25 protein-coding genes are annotated in these 24022 nt (G+C 48.3%); 9 read left to right on the top strand and 16 right to left on the bottom strand.

Annotated features, from left to right (window positions below; all coding sequences use genetic code 11):
• The first annotated feature begins 245 nt into the window (after window positions 1-245).
• A complete protein-coding gene (locus NC996_RS26285) occupies window positions 246-941 on the top strand; it encodes a hypothetical protein (protein WP_190686394.1) in 696 nt (231 codons plus the stop codon).
• Between the two features lie 649 nt (window positions 942-1590).
• Here NC996_RS26285 and NC996_RS26280 read toward each other — a convergent pair.
• The 10 genes from NC996_RS26280 to NC996_RS26235 form a co-directional block, all read right to left on the bottom strand.
• On the bottom strand, window positions 1591-3204 hold the full coding sequence (locus NC996_RS26280) for a hypothetical protein (RefSeq protein WP_190686392.1): 1614 nt from the start codon (window positions 3202-3204) through the stop codon (window positions 1591-1593).
• The gene (locus NC996_RS26275) at window positions 3204-3611 is read right to left on the bottom strand and encodes a hypothetical protein (RefSeq protein ID WP_190686391.1); all 408 of its coding nucleotides are present in this window, start codon (window positions 3609-3611) and stop codon (window positions 3204-3206) included. Before NC996_RS26275 ends, NC996_RS26280 begins: the two co-directional genes overlap by 1 nt.
• Window positions 3612-3627: 16 nt before the next feature.
• On the bottom strand, window positions 3628-4299 hold the full coding sequence (locus NC996_RS26270; protein ID WP_190686389.1) for a hypothetical protein: 672 nt from the start codon (window positions 4297-4299) through the stop codon (window positions 3628-3630).
• A gap of 63 nt (window positions 4300-4362) precedes the next feature.
• Window positions 4363-4536 (bottom strand): hypothetical protein, encoded by a 174-nt coding sequence (locus tag NC996_RS26265; protein WP_190686388.1) that lies wholly within the window; start codon window positions 4534-4536, stop codon window positions 4363-4365.
• Window positions 4537-4654: 118 nt separating this feature from the next.
• The gene (locus tag NC996_RS26260; RefSeq protein ID WP_190686385.1) at window positions 4655-4852 is read right to left on the bottom strand and encodes a hypothetical protein; all 198 of its coding nucleotides are present in this window, start codon (window positions 4850-4852) and stop codon (window positions 4655-4657) included.
• Window positions 4845-5123, bottom strand: coding sequence for a hypothetical protein (locus NC996_RS26255; protein WP_190686382.1), 279 nt, complete (start codon window positions 5121-5123; stop codon window positions 4845-4847). The genes NC996_RS26260 and NC996_RS26255 overlap by 8 nt, the downstream gene beginning before the upstream one ends.
• The gene (locus tag NC996_RS26250; protein ID WP_190686379.1) at window positions 5120-5443 is read right to left on the bottom strand and encodes a hypothetical protein; all 324 of its coding nucleotides are present in this window, start codon (window positions 5441-5443) and stop codon (window positions 5120-5122) included. The genes NC996_RS26255 and NC996_RS26250 overlap by 4 nt, the downstream gene beginning before the upstream one ends.
• A gap of 86 nt (window positions 5444-5529) precedes the next feature.
• Window positions 5530-5916, bottom strand: coding sequence for a hypothetical protein (locus tag NC996_RS26245; RefSeq protein WP_190686377.1), 387 nt, complete (start codon window positions 5914-5916; stop codon window positions 5530-5532).
• 59 nt (window positions 5917-5975) lie between these two features.
• The gene (locus NC996_RS26240) at window positions 5976-6254 is read right to left on the bottom strand and encodes a hypothetical protein (protein WP_190686374.1); all 279 of its coding nucleotides are present in this window, start codon (window positions 6252-6254) and stop codon (window positions 5976-5978) included.
• Complete coding sequence (locus tag NC996_RS26235; RefSeq protein ID WP_190686371.1) at window positions 6254-7294, bottom strand: hypothetical protein; 1041 nt, start codon at window positions 7292-7294, stop codon at window positions 6254-6256. The genes NC996_RS26240 and NC996_RS26235 overlap by 1 nt, the downstream gene beginning before the upstream one ends.
• A gap of 212 nt (window positions 7295-7506) precedes the next feature.
• On the opposite strand from NC996_RS26235, the gene NC996_RS26230 reads away from it, so the two are divergent.
• The 6 genes from NC996_RS26230 to NC996_RS26205 all read left to right on the top strand — a co-directional run bounded on the left by NC996_RS26230 (window position 7507) and on the right by NC996_RS26205 (window position 13912).
• Window positions 7507-7725 (top strand): hypothetical protein, encoded by a 219-nt coding sequence (locus NC996_RS26230; protein WP_242037581.1) that lies wholly within the window; start codon window positions 7507-7509, stop codon window positions 7723-7725.
• 180 nt (window positions 7726-7905) lie between these two features.
• Window positions 7906-8211 carry a fertility inhibition FinO-like protein gene (locus NC996_RS26225; RefSeq protein ID WP_190686368.1) on the top strand — a complete coding sequence of 102 codons (306 nt, stop codon included), beginning with the start codon at window positions 7906-7908 and terminating at the stop codon, window positions 8209-8211.
• 621 nt (window positions 8212-8832) lie between these two features.
• Window positions 8833-9012, top strand: coding sequence for a hypothetical protein (locus NC996_RS26220; RefSeq protein ID WP_190686365.1), 180 nt, complete (start codon window positions 8833-8835; stop codon window positions 9010-9012).
• A 428-nt stretch (window positions 9013-9440) separates the two neighbouring features.
• A complete protein-coding gene (locus NC996_RS26215) occupies window positions 9441-9617 on the top strand; it encodes a hypothetical protein (RefSeq protein ID WP_190686362.1) in 177 nt (58 codons plus the stop codon).
• A complete protein-coding gene (locus NC996_RS26210; RefSeq protein ID WP_190686359.1) occupies window positions 9614-12790 on the top strand; it encodes a plasmid replication protein, CyRepA1 family in 3177 nt (1058 codons plus the stop codon). Before NC996_RS26215 ends, NC996_RS26210 begins: the two co-directional genes overlap by 4 nt.
• Before the next feature lie 261 nt (window positions 12791-13051).
• Window positions 13052-13912: a DUF6615 family protein gene (locus NC996_RS26205; protein ID WP_190686356.1), complete on the top strand. Its 861-nt coding sequence runs from the start codon at window positions 13052-13054 to the stop codon at window positions 13910-13912.
• Between the two features lie 49 nt (window positions 13913-13961).
• Here the strand turns inward: NC996_RS26205 and NC996_RS26200 are convergent, their stop codons facing one another.
• From NC996_RS26200 to NC996_RS26190, 3 genes are all read right to left on the bottom strand, one after another.
• On the bottom strand, window positions 13962-14837 hold the full coding sequence (locus NC996_RS26200) for a tyrosine-type recombinase/integrase (RefSeq protein WP_190686396.1): 876 nt from the start codon (window positions 14835-14837) through the stop codon (window positions 13962-13964).
• A 133-nt stretch (window positions 14838-14970) separates the two neighbouring features.
• Window positions 14971-16068, bottom strand: coding sequence for a hypothetical protein (locus NC996_RS26195; protein ID WP_190686353.1), 1098 nt, complete (start codon window positions 16066-16068; stop codon window positions 14971-14973).
• 123 nt (window positions 16069-16191) lie between these two features.
• Window positions 16192-16581: a hypothetical protein gene (locus NC996_RS26190; RefSeq protein WP_190686352.1), complete on the bottom strand. Its 390-nt coding sequence runs from the start codon at window positions 16579-16581 to the stop codon at window positions 16192-16194.
• A 226-nt stretch (window positions 16582-16807) separates the two neighbouring features.
• On the opposite strand from NC996_RS26190, the gene NC996_RS26185 reads away from it, so the two are divergent.
• Window positions 16808-17140 carry a hypothetical protein gene (locus NC996_RS26185; protein WP_190686349.1) on the top strand — a complete coding sequence of 111 codons (333 nt, stop codon included), beginning with the start codon at window positions 16808-16810 and terminating at the stop codon, window positions 17138-17140.
• A 29-nt stretch (window positions 17141-17169) separates the two neighbouring features.
• Window positions 17170-17601, top strand: a complete 432-nt coding sequence (locus NC996_RS26180; RefSeq protein WP_190686345.1) for a hypothetical protein — start codon at window positions 17170-17172, stop codon at window positions 17599-17601.
• Between the two features lie 131 nt (window positions 17602-17732).
• Here the strand turns inward: NC996_RS26180 and NC996_RS26175 are convergent, their stop codons facing one another.
• The 3 genes from NC996_RS26175 to NC996_RS26165 are packed head-to-tail and all read right to left on the bottom strand — an operon-like array spanning window position 17733 to window position 23808.
• Window positions 17733-20891 carry a type I restriction endonuclease subunit R gene (locus NC996_RS26175; RefSeq protein WP_190686342.1) on the bottom strand — a complete coding sequence of 1053 codons (3159 nt, stop codon included), beginning with the start codon at window positions 20889-20891 and terminating at the stop codon, window positions 17733-17735.
• A gap of 23 nt (window positions 20892-20914) precedes the next feature.
• Window positions 20915-22186 (bottom strand): restriction endonuclease subunit S, encoded by a 1272-nt coding sequence (locus NC996_RS26170; RefSeq protein WP_190686340.1) that lies wholly within the window; start codon window positions 22184-22186, stop codon window positions 20915-20917.
• A complete protein-coding gene (locus tag NC996_RS26165; RefSeq protein WP_190686338.1) occupies window positions 22183-23808 on the bottom strand; it encodes a class I SAM-dependent DNA methyltransferase in 1626 nt (541 codons plus the stop codon). Before NC996_RS26165 ends, NC996_RS26170 begins: the two co-directional genes overlap by 4 nt.
• Window positions 23809-24022: the final 214 nt, after the last annotated feature.

The following is a 24022-nucleotide window of genomic DNA, read 5'->3' as shown; positions in this document are numbered from 1 at the left end:
ATGAGCCTGTGAAAGGCATCCGTAGAAGCCGCAGTAACGGCTGGATGCGATCTCCTTTCGCTTCATGAGTGCGATCACACGTTTTTCAGGTCTCAACTTTCTTTCTTTTTTTTATTGTTGGGATAGTTGTAAACAGTAGGAACGTCTTCAATTCCTACCAGCCGACTCGCTTTTCTCAATGTCCGGGCGAATGATTTCTGGGAGCAGAAAATATAATCAGTTAGGTAGAGTAGAAAATTTAGTTTATGTTTTCAGAAAGTGAAGATTACAAAAAAGAGTCACCCTATTACACCAAATCCGATCTAAAGAGCCTTGGCTGGACTAATGGAGCAATAGCATCCTTTTTAAGTGAGCCAGATACAACAGCACCAAATCCCTATAGCAGAAAAGCATCTCCAGTTAAATTGTTCTCGAAAGACAGAGTAAATCAAGTTATGCAGTCTGAACCCTTTACTACATGGCAAAGTAAAACTGCCCCGCAGCGGTTAAAGGCATCAGATAATATGAAGGAATTAATGGCTGCGAGACAGAATGCTTTAGTTGATCAAATAATCAAGCGCTTAGAGATTTACTGGACAGATAAGGAAACACTAGAAACTCTTGTTAACTCTGCAATGACTCGTTGGGAAGAGCAAAAGATATATCGAGAGTCGCAGCGAAGAAAAGAAGCTCCTTGTGAGATGGATCGGATCGAGCGTCCAACATGGAACAGTGATATTAATTTCCTAGAGCGAATTACCCTTAACTACATACGTCATGAGTGCAGCAACTACCATGAATTGCTTAGGAGCTTGGAAGAGCAAGTAGGGCGACAGGCGGCTTACGAGAGCCTCAAAAACGAAATTGCTGAAAGAGTGGAGGCGAAGTTTGGCTCTCTTTATGTGGGAATTAAGAAACTGAAGGCTATCGAACAAAACCTCTTACCATCCGATAACTCGTAAAAAATATAGCGGAACTCGCTTAATGATGAGCGTCGAGTAACCTTGGTCTGCACGTTGGTGAAGATTGTAATTCACAACCAACTACTTCTGTAGGAAGTCAGGCGGTAGTGTAATTTGTCCGCTTTTGACCATTTGCATAAATTAATTAAGCAGGTCAAGTTGTCTGAGTAGATAAGGTAGATATTGGGGTCTCTGGATAAAGTTAGTGTCCCAATTCTTGACCGTCTGCGGACTCAAACCAGTTGTTTCTGCTAAAGCATTAATGCAGCTCTTTCTATATTCTTTATTCGGGTTGAGGGCTATCCAACAAGAACAGTAATCGATTGGTTCTAATGGCAGATGGCGAAAAGCTTCTATCCTCTGCTCAACCGAAAGTCTTTGAGAATGGCTTTCCGGTTCCATTTATTTGAAATTAATAAGGTTGATAAATCTTGGCGAACCTTTCAAAGGAGTGAATTGCTTAGCCACTCATGCCTGAGTGGTGAAGGTTCTAATTTGTGTTGGGACGCCTGAGCTAGTCGGAGGCGTCAGGATATCTTTGAGGCGCGTAGAGGGTATTGTGCGAAACAATTCTGTTAGCCAAAAAGTAAGTACCAATTGGCACTTACTTTTTTTGACACTCAAGTAAACGAAGGTGCCATTCACGAAGTTAAAGACAGTCCTTAAATTTCTCCATCAACTTAAAGTCACCATGCCGACGCAGCACAAATGCGATCGCTTTCCTAGCCAGCCGATACCGTTCGGGTTTCGTCGCCTTCAAGGTTTCCTTAATGAATCTCCCAGTCGGTAACTCCGTATCCTTCAGCATGGTCAAAAGCTGCTTTTCAGGTGGAAATCCCTGCCCTTCTGGATATGTATCGGGCGTATCCCCATCGCTTAAATCGCTTGTTGTGCCGTCATTGTGGCTGGATGCGCTCGTATCTGTCGTATCCCCATCCGAGTCATTGCTGGATACGTTTGGCGCTGTCGTATCCTCAACCGTATCCCGTTGAAACGTCGCTTCTAGGCGTTGTCTCGCCGCGTCCCAAAGGTCATCTGGGGAACTGTCTTGCGTGGGTTGAATGGGCTGAGGAGTGCGATCGCTTTCACTGGTTCTGTGGAATACAGTTATTTTTTTGTCAATTTTTGGAGTAGTAACCTCCATCCATTCGGTTGAGCCATCCAGCCTAATCAGTGCCTTACCGCTGGCGACCGGCTGCGAGGTTAGGGGGTCAGTCGTCGCTAGTAACTGAATCTGCTGCATCCGAGCGATCAAGTTAGCCAGTCCCTTGATATCGCCTAGGCAGCTCTGCGTATTGTTGTGCGCGACAAATGTAACGGGCATTTCTTGTTTACGACTGAGCGTTCCCCCGACCCTGACAAACTTGCCCAGCAGCTCCTTATCCTCAATGAAATCGGCGTAGGTGGTTGCCTCCTCAGCAATGATTGTGACTGCCTTCCCTTTCTTCCAAAGCTGCGATCGCCACTCCTCCTCTGAGATGGTTGACTTCCCAAAGTCCTCGTATCGTTGCATTACTTCAGCTACATACCAGCGCATCTGTTCTTCTATGGCGCTGTAGGTGTTGTAAAGTTCTACTCCCTGCCATTCTGTTGCGTTTGAGTTTGGGTCGAAAACAATCACCCGGTAGCCCATCTCAGCCTTCCTTTTTGCCAGCAGCCGGACGAACCAGCTTTTCCCGCTGCCTTGATTCCCCCAAGCCAACGCAGTGCTGGAGATAAAGCCTTTAAGCCACGGAGTCGGATCGGGTTTCGCCTCGGTCTGCTCTGTGGGCGCGGAGACTTCCTGCGTCGTGGGTGCGGCTGGTTCCGTAACGACTTCCGCCTCTAGCAGTGCCTCTTGATACGGGGCCAGGATGCCATAGGACTGTTCAGCCGCTTGAAGCATTGCTTGCTGGTTGAACGCCTCAAGCTCAATTTGTGCTTGTATCCGGGCTTTTTGTAGGCTGACACCTTCCCAGAGGTTTTGATACTTCTGCTTGCTGGATTCCTGGGATGATAGACTTCGCGCCAGTGACATCGAAGCGCCAAAACCGGCAACCGCAACAAATGCGCCGCACAGTTTCCATCCCCCAGCGCCAGGAGTGCGTTTTACTTGGGCAGCGCTTTGGTTAACTTGTATCCAATCGGGTACTGAGCGCTGTTCGCAACCTGTAGCAGTCGGGTGGCAATATTCAATCCTGCCGTCAAAGTATCCAGCCGTCCCGACAGCCGATCCAATTGTGCCAACGGCGAAGGCACCAAGCATGGCTAACTTAGGATTCATCAGCGCGACCTCCCCATGAATACAGATAAGGCGATCGCAAACAAGCCCAGTCCAATCCCGATCCAAATTAGCGGGTTCACCATTGCAATCAGACTAACAACGCCATCCCAGAAACCGGCGATGACTGAGGCAGCGATCGCCAGTCCAATCACTGCGCCTTCCCGTCTGTCCCTCCTTACTGCAAAGACAATGTAGCCAGAAGCAATCGCAAGTAATAGAGCGTAGGTAATGAGCATCCCTGGAATCAAACGTGATAGCAGCGCCAGTGCTAGTCCACCACTGAAATACAGCCCAAATTCTGATAGGTTCCCAGTCGCTTTGTAGAACCGAACTTGGTTAGTTTCTGGGGTTTCGTCTTGAAAAAAATCAGCCTCGTGGTGAGGCTGATGATTATTGAAATTAAGCATCAGCTTTCACCTTGAATTAACGACCGCTAAACCAATCACCGATACCTTGCCAAAAACCTTTCTTGCCTGCACTGGAACGGGAGCCATTAGTAAGTAAATCCTTGCGGTCTTCCCGTTCTTTTCTCACCTGCTCTGACAACGCTTCTCGCCGCTCCATGAGGGGGATTTTCTCTTGGATGCGACGTGCGCCGCTTTGGTGCCGACGTGCCACAATTTGCATCGCCGTTTGGAAGTCCATGCGCTCCAAGGTAAGGGCACTGCGTCCCTCTGCATCTAGCAGCCTGATTCCGTTTTGGGCTTTCTCACCCATCAGACGAATGTGTTGCTGGTAGCCTTTTCCAGCCAGGAATACGTTTAGGATTTGTTGGTCGATTTTCTTGGCGGCGGCAGCGGCATCCTTCTGGACTTCTGCGACGAATTGCTCGTACTTTACTTGACCTTCAATTAAGGTTTTGAAGTGTTTTTCGAGGATGGGTAACACTTCAATTAGGCGATCCATCGCAGCAGCTCGGTCAGCATATTCTGCAAGCTGCTGGTCGGTCATGTTCGGGAGTTCGGCTAGGTCAATCCCGAAGTAATTCTTAGTCAATCCAGCAAGAGTTTTATCCAGCGCGTGTACCTTGTGGATGCCAGATTTTTTTGGTTCATACTTGACGATGGCAGTGTTTTTAGATGGTGCAAAATCCATGATTAATTCCTTGGTGGCGAGGTGCGATCGCCCTCTCATTTGGAAGGCGATCGCTTGATTGTTTTACTTACTCAAACCGAGCGCTCGTTCCATGCCTCGTTGCTCAGCTTGAAGCTGCTGAATTTGCTGTTCCTGTTGCTGAATGACTAAATCTTTAGGGTCAGTTTGTGGCTGCTTGGTCATGAAGTAAAACCCAACTCCAGCCAGAATTAAAGCAAGCCCGATGTAATCTTTCATTGGTTAATCTCCCTCTGGTACATCCCTTTTCTGATTCGGTGGAGGAGCATTCTGGCGCTGCCAAGGTGAAAGCTAGGGGCTAACAGAATCCCTCCGATTGCAAATGCGATCGCGTAGTTCATGACTCCGCTTCCTGCCGTTGCTTTGCGGCGAACCATTGCCATGCACTGCTTACGATGTGCTGGTCTGGTTCTGGCAGGGGATAAGGTAGTTCGCCTGCATCTTGTCGGCTGAGAATATCAGCGGCTTGAACTGAAAGTTTTTCGGGCACTCCAACACTGCGAAGGTTATCTGCCCAGATTTCTTTGTTAGGCACGAGTAACCCCCTTCTCTTGCAATCTTCGATACCCTCCAGCGATCGCTTGCTTGACTTGTACAAGTGCCGCCTGACCTTCTGAAGAGGAGCGAAACTGCTGGATGAAGTCATGCACCTGTTGCTGTTGGGAAGGTGTCAGGCTATCGGGCATCGGTTCAAATAAGTTGGCGTAGTCAGCAATTCGTCGCAGGCTGTCTGCAATTAGGGAAGGATGCCTTCTGTGTTCACCTTCAATCCGCAGGATGTGGTCAGCAATGTAAATCGGGTTCATTGTTGATTGCCCCGTGCGCTAATTGCCTCGACGAGGAATTTGGCTAAGCTAAGCTGAAAGCCTCTTTCCAACTCATCAACCAAATCTAGGGCATCGCAAACCTGCTGGCTGAGGTCGCTGTTTTCCAACAATGACCAGGTATCCGTTTGGTCGCTTTTCGCAGCGCAATAAGTCAAAATCGCGTGCAGTTCTGGGCGGGTCAGTTGTTCAAAGTAGCTGCCGAATCGATGTTCTAGTTCGGCAAGGATTGAATAAGCCGGGTTGGATTTCGAGGTGCTGACCCAGTAACTCAGTGGCTTACTGGCTACAAGTTTTGGCATGATTGATGTGTCTCCTTACTTGTCTGGGGAGCCAGTGCCAGCGGCTTGGCCTCGCAAACTTCGCCGCTGGTGACTGACAAAAATTTTTAGTTTTCTTGTGAACGTAGCTCATCTCCGGCTTCTTTCAGCCTTCGCTGAAGGTCAAAGAAACCGCCTTCTGAAAGGACTCCGAGCAGGTTATCTACCATGTCTTCAGGCAGGTTCCCTCCCAGGAAGAGCGCCTTCGCTAGCCCGTATGGGTTTCTCATGGTGAGTTCCGGAAAACATTTCATTTCAATTCCCCGGTTGTTTTGGGGACGGGCGGCAAGTACAAAAAGCGCTCCTAATGTCAGACTGACTTCCTGGGGAGTTCGCTTTAGTGCGACAGCAGCTTGCCTGTGAGTAATTTTTCGAGTAAGGAATTGCTCCATAGTTTCTCGAAGCGTTCCATTTTCAAACATCAAAGAAGTATCAATCGAGAGTGTGACAATCATTGTCTTCCCCTATTAGTAATTTTGTACTAATAAATGCAAACTCCTGATGATTTATTGCACTATGCGGCGCTTAGTAAATCGCCCAACGCATCAACTAAATCGTTGTCATTAATTGCCTGCTGCTGAATGGTTGAAGCAGATGCGATCGCTACTGGTATCGATGCGTTTTGCGTGAAAGGTTGGCTAGGTGGAGTGCTGTGACATCCCATCCGATGGCAGTTCAAAATATGATTTACCACCTCAGATAAATCATCAGTTCCCAGCACTTCGCCAAAGGTTGTTAAGTACGGCAGATGATATTCCCGGACACTTACGCGCCGACTTGAAGTAGTACCCATTACCCCTCCCTCCGCAATTTGATTTGTGCCAACCGAGCCAAGCCACGAGCATTGAGCCAAGTTCCATCAGAGCTGGTGACAATATTCCGAGCTGTTAGCAGTTGGGCAATCGCAGGTAGTTGAGAACCTCCGCCGATGGCAACAACCGAGTCGGATTGTTCGCGCCAGGGGTCAACTGATTTGAACGCTGCTGCTAAGTTTTGGGATACCCAAGGCTTCAACTCAGTGTTGTAAACTTGGCGGAAATTCCAGCCGGTTGTCCCATATTGAAAACTTCCATTTTCAATACCAGCCCGGATTAAATGTCTGTCACCTTCACGTATTAAATGACGGCGAGTATCGATATTTTTTGCGATCGCTTCAATTAGCGCATCAACACCACCAGATGTAACTTTTCGGGCGATAAGTTTGCCACCAGAACCAAACACAGAACTAATAATCGTGCCGTTGCCAAGGTCGAGAAAAATGTTCTGGGTTTTGGGTTGGATGAGGTTACATCCTAGCGCGGTTACAACTGCACCCGTCCCTTCTTCAATAACTGCGCTAACCGATAAATCAATCCAGCTTACCCCCTTACCATTGATGCGGATGGAGTGCTGACCTTGGAGTAATTCTTTGAGTTCAGCACCAAGCAGTTGAGCATCTTGGATTGAGGCTATAACTGACAGATTCCAGCGACTGCGATGCGGTAATGTTGCCAACGCACCTAAGAAAAGTTGCAAACCCAATTTAATTTTTCCTGCCCTATCATCAACGACCCGCTGGTGACTTTGGGGATTGTATTGGTAAGCGACATCACCACTAAACCAGCGCTGACTGACGAGGTCGGAGCGATCGCCTGCTAAATACTCAATCAAACTACCTTCAGGCGACTCTGGAACATCATAAATCTCAGTATGCAGTGGCTGAACATATGACGGGATGCGGATTTCAGCGTTATCTACTATTAATTTGACGCTACCATTGCCGCCGTCGTATCCAACTGCCAGAAGTGGGGGAGAAGTGGCAGGAGGGGGCGCAAGCTGGGGAGCTGTTTGCATGAGTTTCATTCCTTGATTGATTGTTGAAAGGGTTATGCTGACTGAGCTTGAGCGCATACTTGCGGCTGGCGACCAATGGTGTGCCGGTCGTCAGGGTTGGGCGAAACTCAGTAACTTTAGGCTGTTGGTGCCAACTGAGTACAACTTAGCATAAAATAACGTCAGGTACAGTACTTAACTTAAAAAAAATATCAAGAGTAACGGAGTACGCCATGATTGATCCAGAGAGTTTATTAAATGCACTAATGCCTTCTAGGTGGCGGATAACAGCGTACTTACCAGAAGATATGCAAAAAGCGATAGAACAATGGGCGGTTGAAGAGAATCGCTCGATTTCTAATCTGGCAGCAACGATACTTATCAATGCGATCAAGGAACATATGCGCCAAAAAGAAACCGCTTCCCCTGCTGGTAGGGGCAATGAGGAATGATGAAGAGCGATCACGCAGATTTTTGAAAATTGAGATGGCGGCGATGAGGAGCGATCGCACTGATGACGGTGAGTGATCGCACTAATTACAAAGTAATGGAAGTGACGGAAGGTGATCGCGCCTCAAAGGACTGGCAACTAGAGTATCCGCATCACATTTATATAGGAGCTATCATGCTTTATGACAACGCAAGGAAAGCTTGAGCTAACCATAAAGATTTCAGAGTTCCCAGCCGACGTGAAAACCGTTGAGAACGGTTGGAAGTCTTTCGAGATTGATTGCGACGGGCAGATTGTCAGCGTTACTGTCAAACCCAAAGTCTTCAAGAAGTTGGAACAGGCACAAACCGACTACCCGATGTGGGTTGCCGCGATCGCTGGGAAGATGGGCGAAGCTACAGGACAGGGTTTTGTATTAAACGAGCCAGCCATCCAAGTTTTTGAGAAGAAGCCGAAGGAACCGAAAGAAACAGCAGTGGCAGAATGAAGAGCGATCGCCTGGTAGTAAAGAAAAGTAAAAATAAGTAAACTTTTTGATCATTCGATTGGCATTTGATTCTGTGCCAGCCGACTGGATTGCCATCAGTCGGCTGGCTGGCACGATACCGCCCGCCAAACCAGGTATCACACTGAGATGCCATTCAGTATGATTTTTAGCCAAAAAACAAACCGCTTCCTCCGATGGTAGGGGCAATGAAGAATGATACAGAGCGATCGCTGCCATAGGGAAATGGAGGAGTATCTTGTCCTCAAGGACTAGATACTAGAGGAGTGATCGCTGCCGTAGGGGAGAGGGAGGAGTATCTTGTCCTCAAGGACTAGATACTAATTATAAGAATGTAATGAGATTTAGTAGGGAGTTACATCACTAATAATCAATCAAAAAGCGATCGCGCTTTAGCCTGGTTCTACAAAAAAAAGCTTTTATTGTAGCAGATCCAAATGTCATACAAATCAAACGAGTCAAATATGGCAATTGTGCATTACCAGTTCATTATAATAACCAAACATAACGGAACATATTCTTCGGAGAGGTGCTGAAAACGAGGCAATGTGCGATCGCCAGGACTTTCATCTATAATCGGATAGTCGGACTCAAGGAACTGAAATGGCGCAAAAAAGACCAATTAGATTCACCCAAAGACTAGGTGTTACTCAATTCAATCGGTTGCAGGCTACCGCCCATAAATTGGGCGTTCCTAAAGCAGAAATTACCCGTGCCGCCCTCGATAAATATTTAGACGAACTGGTTTCACTTAGCCATAAAAGCGAAACGCCAGCGGCTTAAAACTGCTGGCGTTTCATTTCTTGTAAAACCACGCAACGGATCAAAGTTTGGCGACCTAGAGACCGTTTGCCGTGGATTAGCGGTTCCCACGCCCGTTGATAGCGGGTAGGTGGGACACTCTTTAATAATATGTCGGACGCATCTTTTCCGCAAAACGTCTCTCTTGCACCATTATTATCTCATAATCCCGATACACTTACCGGGGATTCATTAGGATTATTACTACATAATCCCGACAAAGTTAAAGCAGATTCGAGGGAACACCGATCGCCTCACGCTTCAACCGAGCGATCACCACTACCTCACCTCATTGAAAAACACGAACTGACAGACGCACTTGAACATCTTGAAACGAAGGGACTACGCGGAGAAAATGCGCTCTTCGCTCTTACGCTGGCACAAAACCTGATGCGTCGGGGGGTGGAGCTATGACTGCCTTGCAAACGGCGAAAAAAGCCAAGAGTCTTCCACTTTTCGAGCTTGCTTGTTGGCTATGCGGGTGCCAGGAATCTGTAATCGTCCCAGCGATCGCGCCGACTCTCAAAGCCAGCGTGCGCTGTGCAACGTGCGACTGTTTCTTGGGCGCGGTTGGGGGTGAAAAATGATTCACCCACTACACTTGGAGGAATGGCGAAGCAGCGGCGTAGATGATGCAATTATCAAGCTGAACGTGCGATCGCTCTCAGGTTATGTGCCTCACGAACGGCTACTTTACTCTGATAAATTAGAACGATTGAACACTGGTCGCGTTGCCAGTTGGATGCTGTACCGATACGCCCATACCGAGAAAGGTGGCTGGTGGTGCAGTGGACTAGATCCATTGGATGATTGGCAGGCAATGCTCTGGGGAGCGTTCAAGCCTGACCAGCCTAGGCGCGACGATGATGGAAAGCTCCAAAAATACGAGCATCCGCCGAAAACGGAAACCCGTGTTTTCTACTTGCGAGTTTCATTGAGTGTCTGGGAAGCGATCGCTACTCGCTACGGCGTGCCGATGCCAGAAGAAGTTAGTGTCACCGAAGACGTTGAGGCTGCTGGCTTTTGGGCGTGGCTGCTAATCAATAAAATTCCGCTTGGCATCACAGAGGGGGTAAAAAAAGCAGCGGCATTACTGTCGGCTGGATTCGCAGCGATCGCACTGCCTGGAATCACCAGCGGTTATCGTCAACCCAAGGATGAGTTTGGAACTCCCGTGGGAACTCGCCAACTTATCCCAGAACTAGCAATTTTCCAAAATCATCCGGTCTACTTTGCTTTCGACCATGACGTGAAGCGGAAGACTGTTCGGGCTGTCGGCAACGCGATTCATCAAACAGGCTCTTTACTTCTCAAGCAAGGTTGCCAAGTTTCAGTGGTTACTTGGGATGAACCCCAGAAAGGTGTTGATGACTTTCTGGTAGCCAATGGTGTCGAAGCTTTCGAGAAGTGTTATGAGTCAGCCCAGCCGCTGGAGGAATGGAGATCGCACTCCTACAATCGGCTGATGTATCCAACGAACGTATCTTTAAACCAGAAATACTTGGGAGAATTGACCATCCCAAAAGGCACCAAACTGATTGGCATTAAAAGCCCCAAGGGGTCAGGAAAAACCGAATCCTTAGCTAAAATTGCGGCGGACGCAGCGAAGAAAGGTAAATGGGTACTGGTATTGAGTCACAGGGTACAGCTGGGACAAGCATTGTGCCGTCGCCTAGGAGTGCCTTATGTTACCGAAGTTCGTGACTGCGAGACAGGTAAACTTCTGGGCTTTGGGCTGTGCGTCGATTCCTTGCACCCAAATTCTCAGGCACAATTCCGCGCCGAAAACTGGCGTGATGGCATCGTGATTCTTGATGAATGCGAACAAGTTGTTTGGCATTTGTTGAACTCCAAAACCTGTCAGTCCGTTCGCGTTCCGATTTTACGAGAATTTAAAATTCTAATCAGCAACGCACTCACAAGCCAAAATGGGCAAGTAATTTTGAGCGATGCCGACTTGAGCGATGTGACACTTGATTATATTCAGGAACTGGCAGGGGTCAATACTGACCCGTGGATTGTCGAAAATACACATAAGTCCGAAGGTTGCAACGTTTACAACTACTTGGGTACAAACCCTAGTAGATTAATAGCTCAGTTAGAAGAAGCGATTGGGCAAGATGAAAAAGTCTTTATTTGCTGTTCAGGGCAGAAGACTGACTCCCGCTTCGGAACCCGAATTCTTGAAGCGAGACTTGCCCAACAATTTCCTAAAAAAAGGATTCTTAGGATTGATTCTGAAAGCGTTTCAGACCCCAATCACGCTGCCTTCGGATGCACCATAGAATTAAACGAAGTTCTAGACCGCTACGACATCGTGATAGCCAGCCCCTCGCTTGAAACGGGTGTCAGTATCGACATCGAAAATCACTTTGATTCGGTTTGGGCAATCCTCCAAGGGGTTGTACCAGAGAACTCAGCACGACAAGCATTGGCGCGGGTGCGGGAATCTGTAGATCGTCACATCTGGGTAGCAGCTCACGGACTAGGGAAAATCGGCAACGGCAGCACTAATCCTAAATCTTTGCTAGCAAGTCAACGCAAACTCGCCAAGGCTAATATCCAACTCCTCAAAGATGTTGATTTTGAGGATCTAGATACAAGTTTTGATGCCCCAAGTTTGCGGGCATGGGTAAAGATGGCAGTTCGGATAAATTCAGGAATGATTCGGTATCGTGAGAGCGTCCTGGCTGGGTTGAAGGCTGAGGGGCACAAGATTATCGATATTGCTGACGGCAATGGCGATGAAACCTTAAAGGCGCTTAACCAGGTTCGAGACACTGAACACCAGAAAGAAGCGGAAGCGATCGCCAGCGCCGCTTCTATCTCCCAATCCGACTTTGAAAAATTAAAGGAGAAGCGCTCAAAGACTCAGGAGGAACGCTGCCAGGAACGTAAGCACTCCTTGGCATTGCGCTACGGAGTCGATGTAGCGCCAGACTTGGTAATTAAGGATGACGATAACTGGCATCCCCAGTTGCAGATGCATTACTACTTGGCAGTGGGCAGGGAATATCTTCCAGCGAGGGATAAAAAACGGCTGGATGCCATCAAAAAGCAGGGTGAGGGAGCAGCTTGGATGCCCGACCTAAACAGGTCGCTCATTAGCTCGTCAATCGCCGCACTGGAAAATCTAGGTGTATTGGCTCTACTAGATACCCAACGGGATTTCAAGGGCACCGATGATGACCTTCAGGCAATGGCGCAGAAGTCGATCGCTGCCCGCTGGCAGATAAAGACAGCGCTGGATATCGGCATCAACGAGAAAGACAGCCCTATAGTGATCGCTCAGAAGTTGCTAGGGAAACTCGGTCTACGATTAACTTTCCTCCGCAAGGAAGGTGCAAGGGGAGAACAGCAACGAGTCTACAAGTTCTTAGGCTCCGACGACGGGCGCGAAGAAGTGTTTGCAGCATGGCTGGCACGGGATGAGGCAGCGAGGCAGGCAGAAGCTCAAAATGTATCAAGCTGTGATACGGTAGTCACCCCCGGTAATAAAGAGTATTTAAAGAACTCGCCAGACTACCAAACTCCCCAAACTATTAATCAGGGGAGCGCGGAGGACGCCCCCAGTTTTACTGCTGAGGACGTGCGGGACGCAGCCGATATGGTGTTGTGCTGTGACAACCCAGAAGCAGTTTCAGCGGTACTCCAAGTCATCAGCGGCTTTTGTTGTCGGGCAACGCAAGCGATCTGGGCGCTCATTCCTAGGGAGAAGGAGATTGAGTTTTGGGAACTGGCGGGAGGTGCGATCGCATGAATGTTTACAAAAATGAATTAATGGAAGTTCCAAAACAAAGTAATGGTTAAAGCTATGGAGAACACACCCAGACGCTCTACGGTGCTTAGAACCGATTGACTGAGGCGCGGGCGCAAGCTACTTCCTGCTGATTGGTGAAAAGAAATTACTGAATGCAAGAAGGAAAGAACGCCGGTTAGTTCTGCCACAGTCCGTCCATAGTAAATTGATTAATGAGGTTTGTGTGAATAATCAGTAAATAGCAGTCTAAGGGAGTTAAGAATGGCTATTTCTGCTTCTCAAATTTTTGAACAGTTAGCTAAGGCGGTTTGGGAGCGAATCCAATTGGGTGAGAATTTGGGCTGTCGTCAAGGAGAAGAGACCATTACTGATATTAATATTCTTGACTTAAAACGTGCTGGAATTTGCGAAGTTTCTATCCCAAAAATCAATAAAGCAACCGAGTCAGAAACTGGCATAGATTGGGAATGGTGGATTGGTTCTGACCAAAAAGGTTGGTGGCGTTATGCAGTCCAAGCCAAAAAAATCCAAACCAAAAAGGGCAATAAAGACCAAATATATAGCAAACTCAGGCATAAAGTTGGAAAATCGCCTACAAGTCAGTTTCAAATTGATATCCTTGAGACTTATGCACAGGGGCATAATTGTATTCCGCTTTACTGCTTATATAATTTTATCGATGATAATAACCTTCAACAATACTGGCGATGCTGTAATCTTACCTATGATAAATTTCAGTTCGGATGTACAGTTGTGCCTATAGATGTTATCCGAAAGGCATTAAATACCAGAGGAAAAAAAACGTTTCAATCTGTCCATTCTCATAAATCAGCTTTGCCTTGGCGCTGCTTGGTAACTTGTCCGTTCATACTATCCATTCCTCAGAGTGGGCTACATCCTCTTGCAAATGGTATATATGCCAATGTTTATTCGTATGATACTCTCTCATCTTTGAAAAAGCAGAAAGCTGAAGAAGAAAAAGCTGAAGAAGAAGCTAGAAAAAAAGCTAGAGAAAAAGCTAGAGAAGGTAATATAACAGACCTCTCAAATGATTTTTATGACCGTCAACTTGAATTTTATCCAAAACGAACCCTGATTGTTAATGTTGATGATGAAGCCTGAAGATATGTGCTGTGGACTGGCATAGCGCTCTCGAAGATTTAGCCTAATATTACCCTGGCAGATATAGACTGCTGCTGTCATTAGGTCTGGCGTGCAGATATCTAGAAGTAGTCGCCACCGATTCATGTCCTAACGTCTGCTGTACCAAATGAATCGGTGCGCCCCGGTCTAGTGAATGTGAAGCGTGAGCATGACGCAACCAGTGGGGCGATACCTTCTCCTTGATGCCTGCCCTTTTCGCGGCTGCCAGGACAATGCGATTGATTTGGGAACGATGCAGGTGATTCCCTTCCGAATCGCCCTCCCTGGATGGAAAAACTGGGTCGTCGTTTCCCGCGTTACCTCTTAAATTAATTAACTCAACCCAGACGCCCGCAGACAGCAGAATTGTTCTAGTCTTCCCTCGTTTGCCGAATGCCGTAACTTGTCCGCTATCACCGCGAACTTTTAGATCCTTCCAGGTCAGGGCGCAAAGTTCACTGACCCGCAACCCAGCAGAATACAGCAGCCGCAGGATTGCCCGGTTTCGGGGATGGGTTTCCAAAGCAATTAACGTCTGCACTTCCAATTCAGTGAGTATCCGCTCGTTCAGGCAGTCCTTGGCAGCGGGTTGTTTGACGGGCATTCCAACATTCAGGGGTAATAATCCGATCTTATGCCCGAATGTCAGCAAAGATTTAATCGCCGCGATCGCCGTCCTCTGACTGTTGGGGGACAAGCCAACCAAGGTTAACTTCCACCCCTGGATGTCCGCTAGCGTCACTAGGTGCAGGGGACGGTTAACGTGTGCCAGGAACTGACGGGCATATCGGCGGTAAGCGTCTTGAGTATGCGGCGAACGACCATCTACCCACATCTCGATCAAGCGATTATGAGCATCCGATGGGGTGACTTCCGTGCTGGTTTGAGTCGTAATTTGGGCCATATTAAGTTCTACATTATCCTTGTTATGTCGCACTGAGGTGGAAAGTTAGCTTCCTTAACCGTTTGGTTGAGGTGGAAATCCGGGCTTAGGGATGTTGTGTTTAAAGCGGACACAACATCCCTAAGACAGTGGGCTAGAAGCCGTGGGCTGCCAAGATTCGAGCGTTGCTGGCGTCGTGAATTTCCTTCTGTGCTACTTTCCGCCGGTACAAATCTGCCGCCGCTGCCTCACGAGTTGGGAACGGCTGGTTGTGATTCGTGTACTTATGAAGCCAGCCTTTGAGCGTGAGTGATTCGCGCACCTTGCCCAGGAACTCTCGATCGCCGCTGTAGACCAGAAAATCAGGAGTCAAAGCGCATGAGTCTGGAGTTTCGCTGAAGACAAATTCCATCTGGGCATCAACCGATTCCAAGGCTGGCGTTGTATCGTCGCATCTTGTCAAGCTCTCTCTGGAGGTTTCGAGGGTACTTGGGACCGACTCCAGAGATGGCGACTTTGGGGCGGGCACCCCGCTGCTAAAGCTAGGATGTGCCTCGGCAAGTTGGTTGAGTCGGTTGAGGTCTGCGCCCCAAAACTTCACTTCCCATCTGCCGCCAGTGATGCGCTTGGCTTTCCTAATTTCAACGCGATACCCCCAAAGCTCCAAGGCATCAGCCCAGCGTTTGGCGAGTTGATTGGTGCTGGCTCCAAGGTAAGCGCAGACAATTGTGCCGTCGTGCTTCCGCTGATAGCTGAGTGTCTGGTTAATTTCGATCAATGCAACGTAGGGGCGATCACTTTCCTCTTTGGCTGGAGTGACCCAGGAGACTTTCTCCCCAGTGTGCGGATTTTCGATTTGGATCAAGCTACCGGGTGGGATGACTTCTTCCTCAGTCGCTTTGGTCTGGATGCTATCCTCTTCTCCCCCCTCGGCGGTTGGGTTATCGCTGGGTATTAGGTCTGGTTCGGGAGTTGGGTTATCGCTGGGTATTGGGTCTGGTTCGAGAGTTGGGTTATCGCCGCTACTGTCGTCACTGCCAAACAGCCCTAAGACTGCCGATTTCAGGGTAGTGATCGCGTCCGGTGCTAGCTCTTGGAATTTGGCGACGGCATCCTGTAAGCGCTGGATTGCCCCGTCAGCGATTGATTCGGCATGGCTCAGTTGTTCGATGCGGGCGCGGCGCGTGGCGATGATTCCTTCAAATTTGGCAATCTCGGATTCTAGGGCTGAGATGTCATTCTGAAATAACATAAGGATACGGACTCCATAACGGGGTTAACGAACGGGCGATCGCATTCTTTCCAGGGACAGCGATTGCCCTTTTGCTTTGGTGTGCGAGGCTTTTTAGGACTTCCCCCAGGTCACATCTGATGATTAGGCGGCTGCGGCTACTTGTTCAAGCTGAAATACCATTGCGGCTTTTTTAAGGTGTTTGCCCTGCCCTCTGACATTTCTCCACGCGATACCGTACTGACTGCAAAGTTTGCGGAGTGTGCCTGAGTCAAGGGCGTTGAGATCGATTTCTACTTTCGGCTGTTCGCTGGCTGCGGGTTCGGGAGTTTCTACCTCTACTTGGATTTCGGGTTGTGCAACGTGGATGGGTTCGAGGGCGGTCGCTTCTTCTGCCTTCTCCTCTACCTGGGGCACAGCTTGCGGAATACATGCCTTTGCTAGGGCTGCTTCGCGTTGGCTCTTTGGTGCGAGTGCGGTCAAGTAGATGCCGTAACCGATGCCGAGCGTGATGTTTTTAATGCTGTTGAACATTGTCTTTTCCTCTGTGTGGCGGCATTTTCAGGGTTTGGCTTGTAGTGATTGCCTTATCCCTGTCTACATACAATATAGCTTATGGCTATACAAATAGCAAGCCGTTTTATAGTTAAATGTATAGCCAAGTTTGTGTGATTCCATCAAAGGCATTTGTATAGCTTATGGCTAGTGATAAGGCTATAAAACTGCTAGACTTAGCCAGTGTATAGGCAGGATAAAGCCAATGACTGAAAACCGTAGGAAGTCAAAGCAAGTTAATTTTCGGCTGCCAGATGCTCTGGCAGAGAGATTTGAGGGGCATTGTAAGGAACGAGGTATCACAATGACTCAGTTCCTTGAGAATTCAATTCGGCTAGCTTTGGGTGAGCCTTTGGCTATACCAGTTGAGATTTTAAATGCGGGTAATCCAGCGATCTCCCCTGATGACGATGTAAACCAGAGGCTAGCCAACTTAGAAGAAAGGCTAGCCAGTATAGCCACGCTAGAGCAGAGAATAGAGCAGTTGGCTAGCCAGCAAGCTAGCTATATAGAAAGCTTGGGGGAGTTAGCCGCCTGAGGATTGAGAACGAATCTCTCAGGCAGCAAGTGGAAGCGCAGGCAGCGGTTGAACGTGATCTGAACGCCAAACTTCAGGAGCTGGAGCAACACAACCAGGAATTGAGGAGCCAGCTCGAAGCGATCAGGAAGGAATTAGTTGATGTCGAGGCAGAGAAAGCGATCGCCTCACCGATGCTAGGAGAAACTGTACCGAGCAGTATTGCCAAGGCAGATGCAAAGTGCAGTACCAAGCCCAAAAAATCAAAGGAAGCGATCGCCCTTCCTTCCACGAATCCTGTACAGGTCGAGCCAAATGAGGCAACGGCTGACAGACCTCACTGCCCGAAATGTGGCGAAACGGCGACGGTTCAGAGTCATGGTATTCGCGAAAATAAAGATGGTAGTTCTTCGCACCGATGGCGCTGTAAACCTTGCAAAAAGAGTTGGTCTGTGCCGATCGTCCCATCAGCTAATGACTAATAAAAAGCCCCCACAGTTTTCCAGTAGGGGCTTTTTATTTTAATGTCCAATTAGGACACGCTAGGGCTAGGGTTTGAGCTGTGCCGCCTTAAACCAAAAAATCTGTCTCGTAAACAGTCTTTTTTAGGATATTAGGAACGACTTGTTTCCACTTCAAATTCTGTGAAGACCTTCGCCTGCTCCAGCACTAGCTCGATTGCGAGAGCCTGCATATCAGGCGGATAACCATATTGCCGCAGTAGACGCTTGACCATTACTTTCATCCGGGCGCGAACGCTTTCTTTGAGGTTCCAGTCGATCGAGGCGTTTTGGCGTACCCGTGACACCAGGACAACCGCTAACTCTCGCAGTTGGTCTTGCCCCATCACATCCCGCGCACTCTGGTTCTGAGCCAGAGCATCATAAAAGGCGAGTTCATAAGGTTCCAGCCCCAATTCTTCGCCCCGTTGTTTGGCAGCTTGGACATCCTTGGAGAGATTGATTAGTTCTTGGATCACATCCGTGACGCTAATCACTTGGTTTTGGTAGCGGCGGAGGGAGTCTTCAAGCATTTCGGTAAGCTGGCGACTCTGAACAATGTTGGTGCGACGTTGAGCTTTAATTTCATCGCGTAAAAGTTTTTTTAGCAATTCCACTGCCAGGTTTTGATGCTCCATTCCTTCGACCTCTTCCAGGAATTCATCAGAGATGATAGAGAGGTCGGGGCTTTTGATGCCTGCTTCGTCAAAAATGTTGATGACGGTATTGGAGACGAGGGCTTGATCGACTACCTGCCGAATTGCAGTTTCAATTTCGGTATTGCTGAGGCTGCCATCGGTAGGCTCAAGTTTCCGGAGACTGGCTTGGATAGCCTGGAAGAAGGAAATTTTTTCAGACTGAGCGATTGCTTCTGGGCGGTGAGCCGTGAGGGCATAGATTCTTGAGAGGGCAGTTACAGCGTCGAGAAAGCGGTTTTTTATCTGAGGATCGGCAACATAGTTGGTAGCAGATTTGAGGATATTAAGTTTGTCACCCGTGCTGGCGTTGAAGTAGGGCTGGTAGTCAAACTCAGCCATAATATCTTCGACAACTTCCAGTTTGGTGAACAACAGCCCGATCGCTACTTCTTGATCAAGCGTGAGGTCGCCTTTTCCACCACTCTGGGAATAGAACGATAGGGCATTTTTGAGTTCATGTGCAACGCCCAGATAATCGACAATCAAGCCGCCTTGTTTCTCGAAGTAGACGCGGTTAATGCGGGCGATCGCCTGCATCAGGTTGTGCCCCTTCATCGGCTTGTCGATATACATCGTGTGGAGGCTAGGGGCATCAAACCCGGTGAGCCACATATCGCAGACGATGACGAGTTCGAGGTCATTGGTAGGGTCTTTGAGCCGTTGCGCTAAGACTTGGCGTTTTTTCTTATTGGTGTGGTGTTTGACGAGGTTGCCTTCATCGGAAGCACTGGCGGTCATGACAAGTTTGATTTTGCCGCTGTTGAGGTCGTCGCTGTGCCAGTCGGGGCGGATTTTGATAATGGCGTCGTAGAGGTTGGCAGCTACCTGGCGGCTGAGGGTGACAATCATGCCTTTGCCGCGATTGGCAGTTTGGCGAATTTCAAAGTGGGTGACGATATCGTTGGCGATGGTTTTTAGACGTTTGGTAGAGCCAACAATCCCCTCGATTCCGGTCTGTTTGGCTTTAGCTTGCTGGGTAGTGCTGAGGTCTTCAAAGCTAAGGTCTTCGTCAAGTTCGTTGAGCAGTTCTCGCCCTTTATCGTCCAGGTCTACTTTGACCAAGCGGCTTTCGTAGTAGATTGGGACGGTTGCATTATCTTTGACGGCTTGAGCGATGTCGTAGATGTCGATGTAGCCGCCAAAGACTTCGGGGGTGCTTTTGTCGCTCTGTTCAACGGGAGTGCCCGTGAAGCCCACGAAAGTAGCATTGGGCAGGGCGTCCCGGATATATTTGGCGAAGCCGTAGCGGGTCTGTTTGCCGACAACGTTGCCTGCTTCGTCTTTGATGTTGACCTGTTTGGCTTTGAATCCGTATTGGCTGCGGTGGGCTTCATCAGCTAGAACAATGATATTGGTGCGATCGCTAATTTTGGGATAAATCGTTTCGCTGTCTTGGGGAGAGAATTTTTGCACGGTGGTGAAGACGATGCCACCAGAATTGACGTTGAGCAGTTCTTGCACGGCATCGCGATCTCCTGCTTGTTGGGGAGATTGACGCAGCAATTGGCGGCATCCGGCAAACGTATCGAAGAGTTGGTCGTCGAGGTCGTTGCGATCGGTAAGGATAACGAGGGTAGGGTTATTCAGCGTCAAGACAAGTTTGCCGCTGAGAAAGACCATCGAGAGGGATTTACCGCTACCCTGCGTGTGCCACACCACGCCGCCGCGATGGTTACTTCTAGTGGCAGCGATAACGCTTTCAACAGCTAGATTGACGGCGTAATACTGGTGATAGGCAGCCAGCTTTTTGATAGTTTGCAGGGTAACGACTTCGGTCTTGGGATCTACAGTCTTGATTTTTTCAAAGACGGTGAAGTGGCGGATCAGGTCGAGCAGGGTGCTTTTGTTGAGCATCCCCTGAGTGAGAATTTCGAGTTCGTTGGTATTGGGGTTGTTGTCAATGTCGCCATTGGGGAGTTTGCGTTTCCATTGGCTGAAGCGGCTATAGGAAGCAGAGAGCGAGCCTGCACGGGCGGAGGTGCCATCGGAGATTACCAGCAAGGCGTTATAGGTAAAGAGGCTGGGAATCTCGCGCTTGTAAGTCTGTAATTGGTTAAAGGCGGCTTGCAGGTGGGCTTTTGCATCGGCGGCGTTCTTGAGTTCGATTACCACCAGGGGCAGCCCATTGATAAAGAGGATGATGTCGGGGCGGCGGTTGTGGTTGTCTTCGATAACGGTGAACTGATTCACCGCGAGGAATTCGTTATTTTCGGGGGTTTTCCAGTCAATCAGCCAGAGTTGTTCGCCTTTGGTTTCGGCGTTTTTGGTGTATTCAACGGTGATGCCTTCAGTGAGGTAGCGGTGGAAGGTTTCGTTGTTGTTGATTGGGTCGGGACTAGCGATGTTTTGCAGTTCCCGCTGGGCTTGGTTGCGGGTGTCGGGAGGGATGTGGGGATTGATCCGCGCTAGGGCTTGGTTCAGGCGGTCTTTGAGCAGCACGTCACCAAAGCTCTGGCGTTCGGGTTCGGCTCCTTCGGGTTCGAGGGTGTAGCCGTTTTTGTAACCATAGCCAAGGGCATCGAGCAGTTCCAGGTTGTAGGCTTCGATTTGGTCTTCGGTGGTGAATTTGCTCATAAGACCGGGGGAGGAGTTGGGGTTTATTCGGTGATGCGGAGTTTGCCGCTCATTAGTTTAGGTAGAAGCACGTCACGAGTTTTAGTGAGAGTTTGAATTTGGTTGATGTTGTTTTCGATTTTTTGAAATATAGGCTTAATAGTTTTGTCATACTTAGCCAGTCGCGCAGAGTCGGGTATTAAAAAAGAGAAATTTCTAAAAGTTGACTTGCTAAGTTCAGGAAATGTGCTTCCTGATGCAAGCTGCTTGATAAGGCTGATCTGTGTTAAAAGCCAACCGTATAAAAAATAAACGCTAAAAGTTTGATTAGGAACAATAGTAATAAAGCCCTGATTAGTGCAAGCGTCTTGAGTGTTTATAGTAATTTCACCTATGGTTGCTCTACTTGTTAGTAATAGAGAATATTTAGGAAAGAGTTTGGCTGAACTTTTTTCTAAACCGAGCTTTGTAATTTTTTTTTCAGAGCCAAGCGAAAACAAAGTTTTTGACCTTGTTAAATCTGTGGGTGAATACCAAGGAATATTACCGTTTTCCCAATATTCAGACATTGTGGTTGATGGTGTACCACCTCCCAGCGTTTCAACTACATCACCTAATTTGCCAACGCGCCAACCTACAGGAATTTCGCCTAACACCGATCGCACCATCTTCCCACCCGATGACTTGTAGGGCTTCCTGTCTTCATTGGGAAACTCGAAATCGACAAACCAGTGTTTGAATAGGGTTTGGGCGATTACCTCTAGCGTCTCGTTCTGCCCTCTAAGGTTTTCAATCTTACGTTCAAATGAGGATAAAACTTCATCAATCGCTACTTGTTCTGTAATTGGTGGGAGTAGAAATTTATAGTCTTTTATCTTGCTTGGAGATGTATGCTTGACCGTAGAACCAGAGCAAGAATTGACAATTGTTTTTTGATAAGGGCTAGTTCTTAATAGCCAATATATGAAGTTTATGTCAGCTCTTTTTGAGATTGTGCTGACAAGTCCTAATCGCTGATTATGTAAAAAACGATTTGTGCTTTCTGGAATTCTTGCTGAGTAGCCAAGTGTGTCACCATCTTTACTTAAGTCCGTCATGGTAACAATGACATCACCAGGGCTTAGTACATAGTCTTCAGGTATGTCTCCTATATAGTATTTGAATTTATCAGCCTTAAATCCCCCTCCTATATGAAAATTTCCTGGGGTTAGTAAGGCATTCCCATTCGGAACCTCAGTGAAAAACTCGCCCTTGAAGGCATATCCATGTTTGATATCAATTAGCTCTCCCAAAGTTGTTTCTTCCCAATCCCTCATAACTCAAAACCCACTTTCGCCAACTGCGCCTTAATCTCCACATCCAACTCTGTTGCTTCCTTCATCTGGGCCGCCAATTTTCCTGTCAACGCCCCCATCGTTTCCTCAAAGGAAATCTCAGATTCCACTTCATCGGGAATGCCCACATAGCGACCTGGCGTTAACACAAAGTTGTGCTTCTCAATCTCCGCCAGTGTTGCCGACTTACAAAAACCCTTGATGTCCTGATAGTTTCCGCCATCCCGCTTCCATTCGTGATAAGTGTCTGCAATCTTTTTGATGTCGTTATCATCAAACGCCCGATTGCGTCGGTTGACCATATAGCCCAACTCTGACGCATCAATAAATAACACCTCTCCCTTGCGATCGCGGTTCTTGTTGCCGTTCTTAGATCGGCTTAAAAACCACAGACAAGCTGGAATTCCTGTGTTGTAAAACAACTGCGTTGGCAACATCACAATGCAGTCCACTAAATCCGCCTTTACCAATTCCTGACGAATCTCTCCCTCACCGCTCGTATTCGACGACAACGATCCATTCGATAACACAAACCCTGCTGCCCCCGTCGGAGCTAGGTGATAGATAAAGTGAGAAACCCAAGCAAAATTTGCATTTCCTATGGGAGGCGCAAGCTGTGTCTCACCTTTCCTAAACCAACGTCCATCATTTCGTAGTAATTCTCCCTCCCAGTCACTATCGTTAAACGGCGGATTGGCGATCACAAAATCCGCCTTCAAATCTGGGTGGGCATCCTTCAGAAACGACCCCTCCGTATTCCAGCGAATATTTGAGCCATCAATGCCCCGAATCGCCAGATTCATCCGACACAGCTTGTAGGTCGTCTCGTTGCTCTCTTGCCCATAGATGGAAATATCATCCAGTCGCCCCTGGTGCGCCTTGACGAACTTCTCACTCTGGACAAACATTCCCCCCGACCCACAGCAAGGGTCGAACACTCGCCCCTTATAAGGTTCGAGCATCTCTACCAACACCCGTACCACACTTTCTGGCGTGTAGAACTGTCCCCCCTTCTTGCCTTCTGCTAGGGCAAACTGCCCCAAGAAATACTCATACACCTGCCCTAGCAAATCCGCCTGTCGAGAGGGGGCTACCCTTGGCTCCATCTCCAAACTTAACTGCCCGTCAGATTCCGTTTTTACCTTCGCCAAGTTGACGCTGCCAATATTGTCGATCAGCCCCCCCAAAGCGATCGGATCAAGCTTCTGTTGACCATAGACCTTCGGCAAAATCCCCTTGAGGAGTTTAGGGTTTTCCCGCTCGATCGCCTCCATTGCTTCATCGACGATCTGCCCAATCGTCGGCTGCTTCGCCTGTGCCTGCAACGCCGACCACCTCGCCTCAGCAGGGACAAAAAATACATTCTCTGCTTTGTATTCATCGGGGTCTTCTGGGTCAGCACCTGCATAGTTCCCCTCGCCAGCAATCAACTTCTCATGCAACTGCTCAAAGGAATCTGAGATGTACTTGAGAAAGACCAATCCCAAGACGATGTGCTTATACTCCGCCGCGTCAATGTTTTTTCGTAGCTTGTCCGCCGCCTTCCACAGCTTCTGTTCTAAGCTTTCCTTGTTCTGGGCGTTGGTTGTTTTGTCTTTGGGCATAGCAGTCTTCAATAGTCCAGGGTGTATTGTACGATATGCCTTAGAACGCAGAGCCGACAATATTTTCAGCACAGTAGTCTTTCACAGCCTCAAGGTAACTGATGAGCCTGTGAAAGGCATCCGTAGAAGCCGCAGTAACGGCTGGATGCGATCTCCTTTCGCTTCATGAGTGCGATCACACGTTTTTCAGGTCTCAACTTTCTTTCTTTTTTTT

The organism is Trichocoleus sp. ST-U2, from assembly GCF_039961875.1.
Lineage (GTDB): Bacteria > Cyanobacteriota > Cyanobacteriia > Cyanobacteriales > FACHB-T130 > FACHB-T130.
This window is presented reverse-complemented; position numbering and strand designations above follow the sequence as displayed.

Excerpts from the sequence above, each read along its gene's own strand:
- NC996_RS26215 (WP_190686362.1), top strand. The coding sequence starts at position 9,441 with ATGACTGCCTTGCAAACGGCGAAAAAAGCCAAGAGTCTTCCACTTTTC.
- NC996_RS26185 (WP_190686349.1), top strand. The coding sequence starts at position 16,808 with ATGACTGAAAACCGTAGGAAGTCAAAGCAAGTTAATTTTCGGCTGCCA.
- NC996_RS26255 (WP_190686382.1), bottom strand. The coding sequence starts at position 5,123 with ATGAACCCGATTTACATTGCTGACCACATCCTGCGGATTGAAGGTGAA.
- NC996_RS26250 (WP_190686379.1), bottom strand. The coding sequence starts at position 5,443 with ATGCCAAAACTTGTAGCCAGTAAGCCACTGAGTTACTGGGTCAGCACC.
- NC996_RS26240 (WP_190686374.1), bottom strand. The coding sequence starts at position 6,254 with ATGGGTACTACTTCAAGTCGGCGCGTAAGTGTCCGGGAATATCATCTG.
- NC996_RS26225 (WP_190686368.1), top strand. The coding sequence starts at position 7,906 with ATGACAACGCAAGGAAAGCTTGAGCTAACCATAAAGATTTCAGAGTTC.
- NC996_RS26200 (WP_190686396.1), bottom strand. The coding sequence starts at position 14,837 with ATGGCCCAAATTACGACTCAAACCAGCACGGAAGTCACCCCATCGGAT.
- NC996_RS26265 (WP_190686388.1), bottom strand. The coding sequence starts at position 4,536 with ATGAAAGATTACATCGGGCTTGCTTTAATTCTGGCTGGAGTTGGGTTT.
- NC996_RS26170 (WP_190686340.1), bottom strand. The coding sequence starts at position 22,186 with ATGAGGGATTGGGAAGAAACAACTTTGGGAGAGCTAATTGATATCAAA.
- NC996_RS26220 (WP_190686365.1), top strand. The coding sequence starts at position 8,833 with ATGGCGCAAAAAAGACCAATTAGATTCACCCAAAGACTAGGTGTTACT.
- NC996_RS26235 (WP_190686371.1), bottom strand. The coding sequence starts at position 7,294 with ATGCAAACAGCTCCCCAGCTTGCGCCCCCTCCTGCCACTTCTCCCCCA.
- NC996_RS26210 (WP_190686359.1), top strand. The coding sequence starts at position 9,614 with ATGATTCACCCACTACACTTGGAGGAATGGCGAAGCAGCGGCGTAGAT.
- NC996_RS26190 (WP_190686352.1), bottom strand. The coding sequence starts at position 16,581 with ATGTTCAACAGCATTAAAAACATCACGCTCGGCATCGGTTACGGCATC.
- NC996_RS26165 (WP_190686338.1), bottom strand. The coding sequence starts at position 23,808 with ATGCCCAAAGACAAAACAACCAACGCCCAGAACAAGGAAAGCTTAGAA.
- NC996_RS26245 (WP_190686377.1), bottom strand. The coding sequence starts at position 5,916 with ATGATTGTCACACTCTCGATTGATACTTCTTTGATGTTTGAAAATGGA.
- NC996_RS26270 (WP_190686389.1), bottom strand. The coding sequence starts at position 4,299 with ATGGATTTTGCACCATCTAAAAACACTGCCATCGTCAAGTATGAACCA.
- NC996_RS26280 (WP_190686392.1), bottom strand. The coding sequence starts at position 3,204 with ATGAATCCTAAGTTAGCCATGCTTGGTGCCTTCGCCGTTGGCACAATT.
- NC996_RS26205 (WP_190686356.1), top strand. The coding sequence starts at position 13,052 with ATGGCTATTTCTGCTTCTCAAATTTTTGAACAGTTAGCTAAGGCGGTT.
- NC996_RS26195 (WP_190686353.1), bottom strand. The coding sequence starts at position 16,068 with ATGTTATTTCAGAATGACATCTCAGCCCTAGAATCCGAGATTGCCAAA.
- NC996_RS26275 (WP_190686391.1), bottom strand. The coding sequence starts at position 3,611 with ATGCTTAATTTCAATAATCATCAGCCTCACCACGAGGCTGATTTTTTT.
- NC996_RS26285 (WP_190686394.1), top strand. The coding sequence starts at position 246 with ATGTTTTCAGAAAGTGAAGATTACAAAAAAGAGTCACCCTATTACACC.
- NC996_RS26230 (WP_242037581.1), top strand. The coding sequence starts at position 7,507 with ATGATTGATCCAGAGAGTTTATTAAATGCACTAATGCCTTCTAGGTGG.
- NC996_RS26175 (WP_190686342.1), bottom strand. The coding sequence starts at position 20,891 with ATGAGCAAATTCACCACCGAAGACCAAATCGAAGCCTACAACCTGGAA.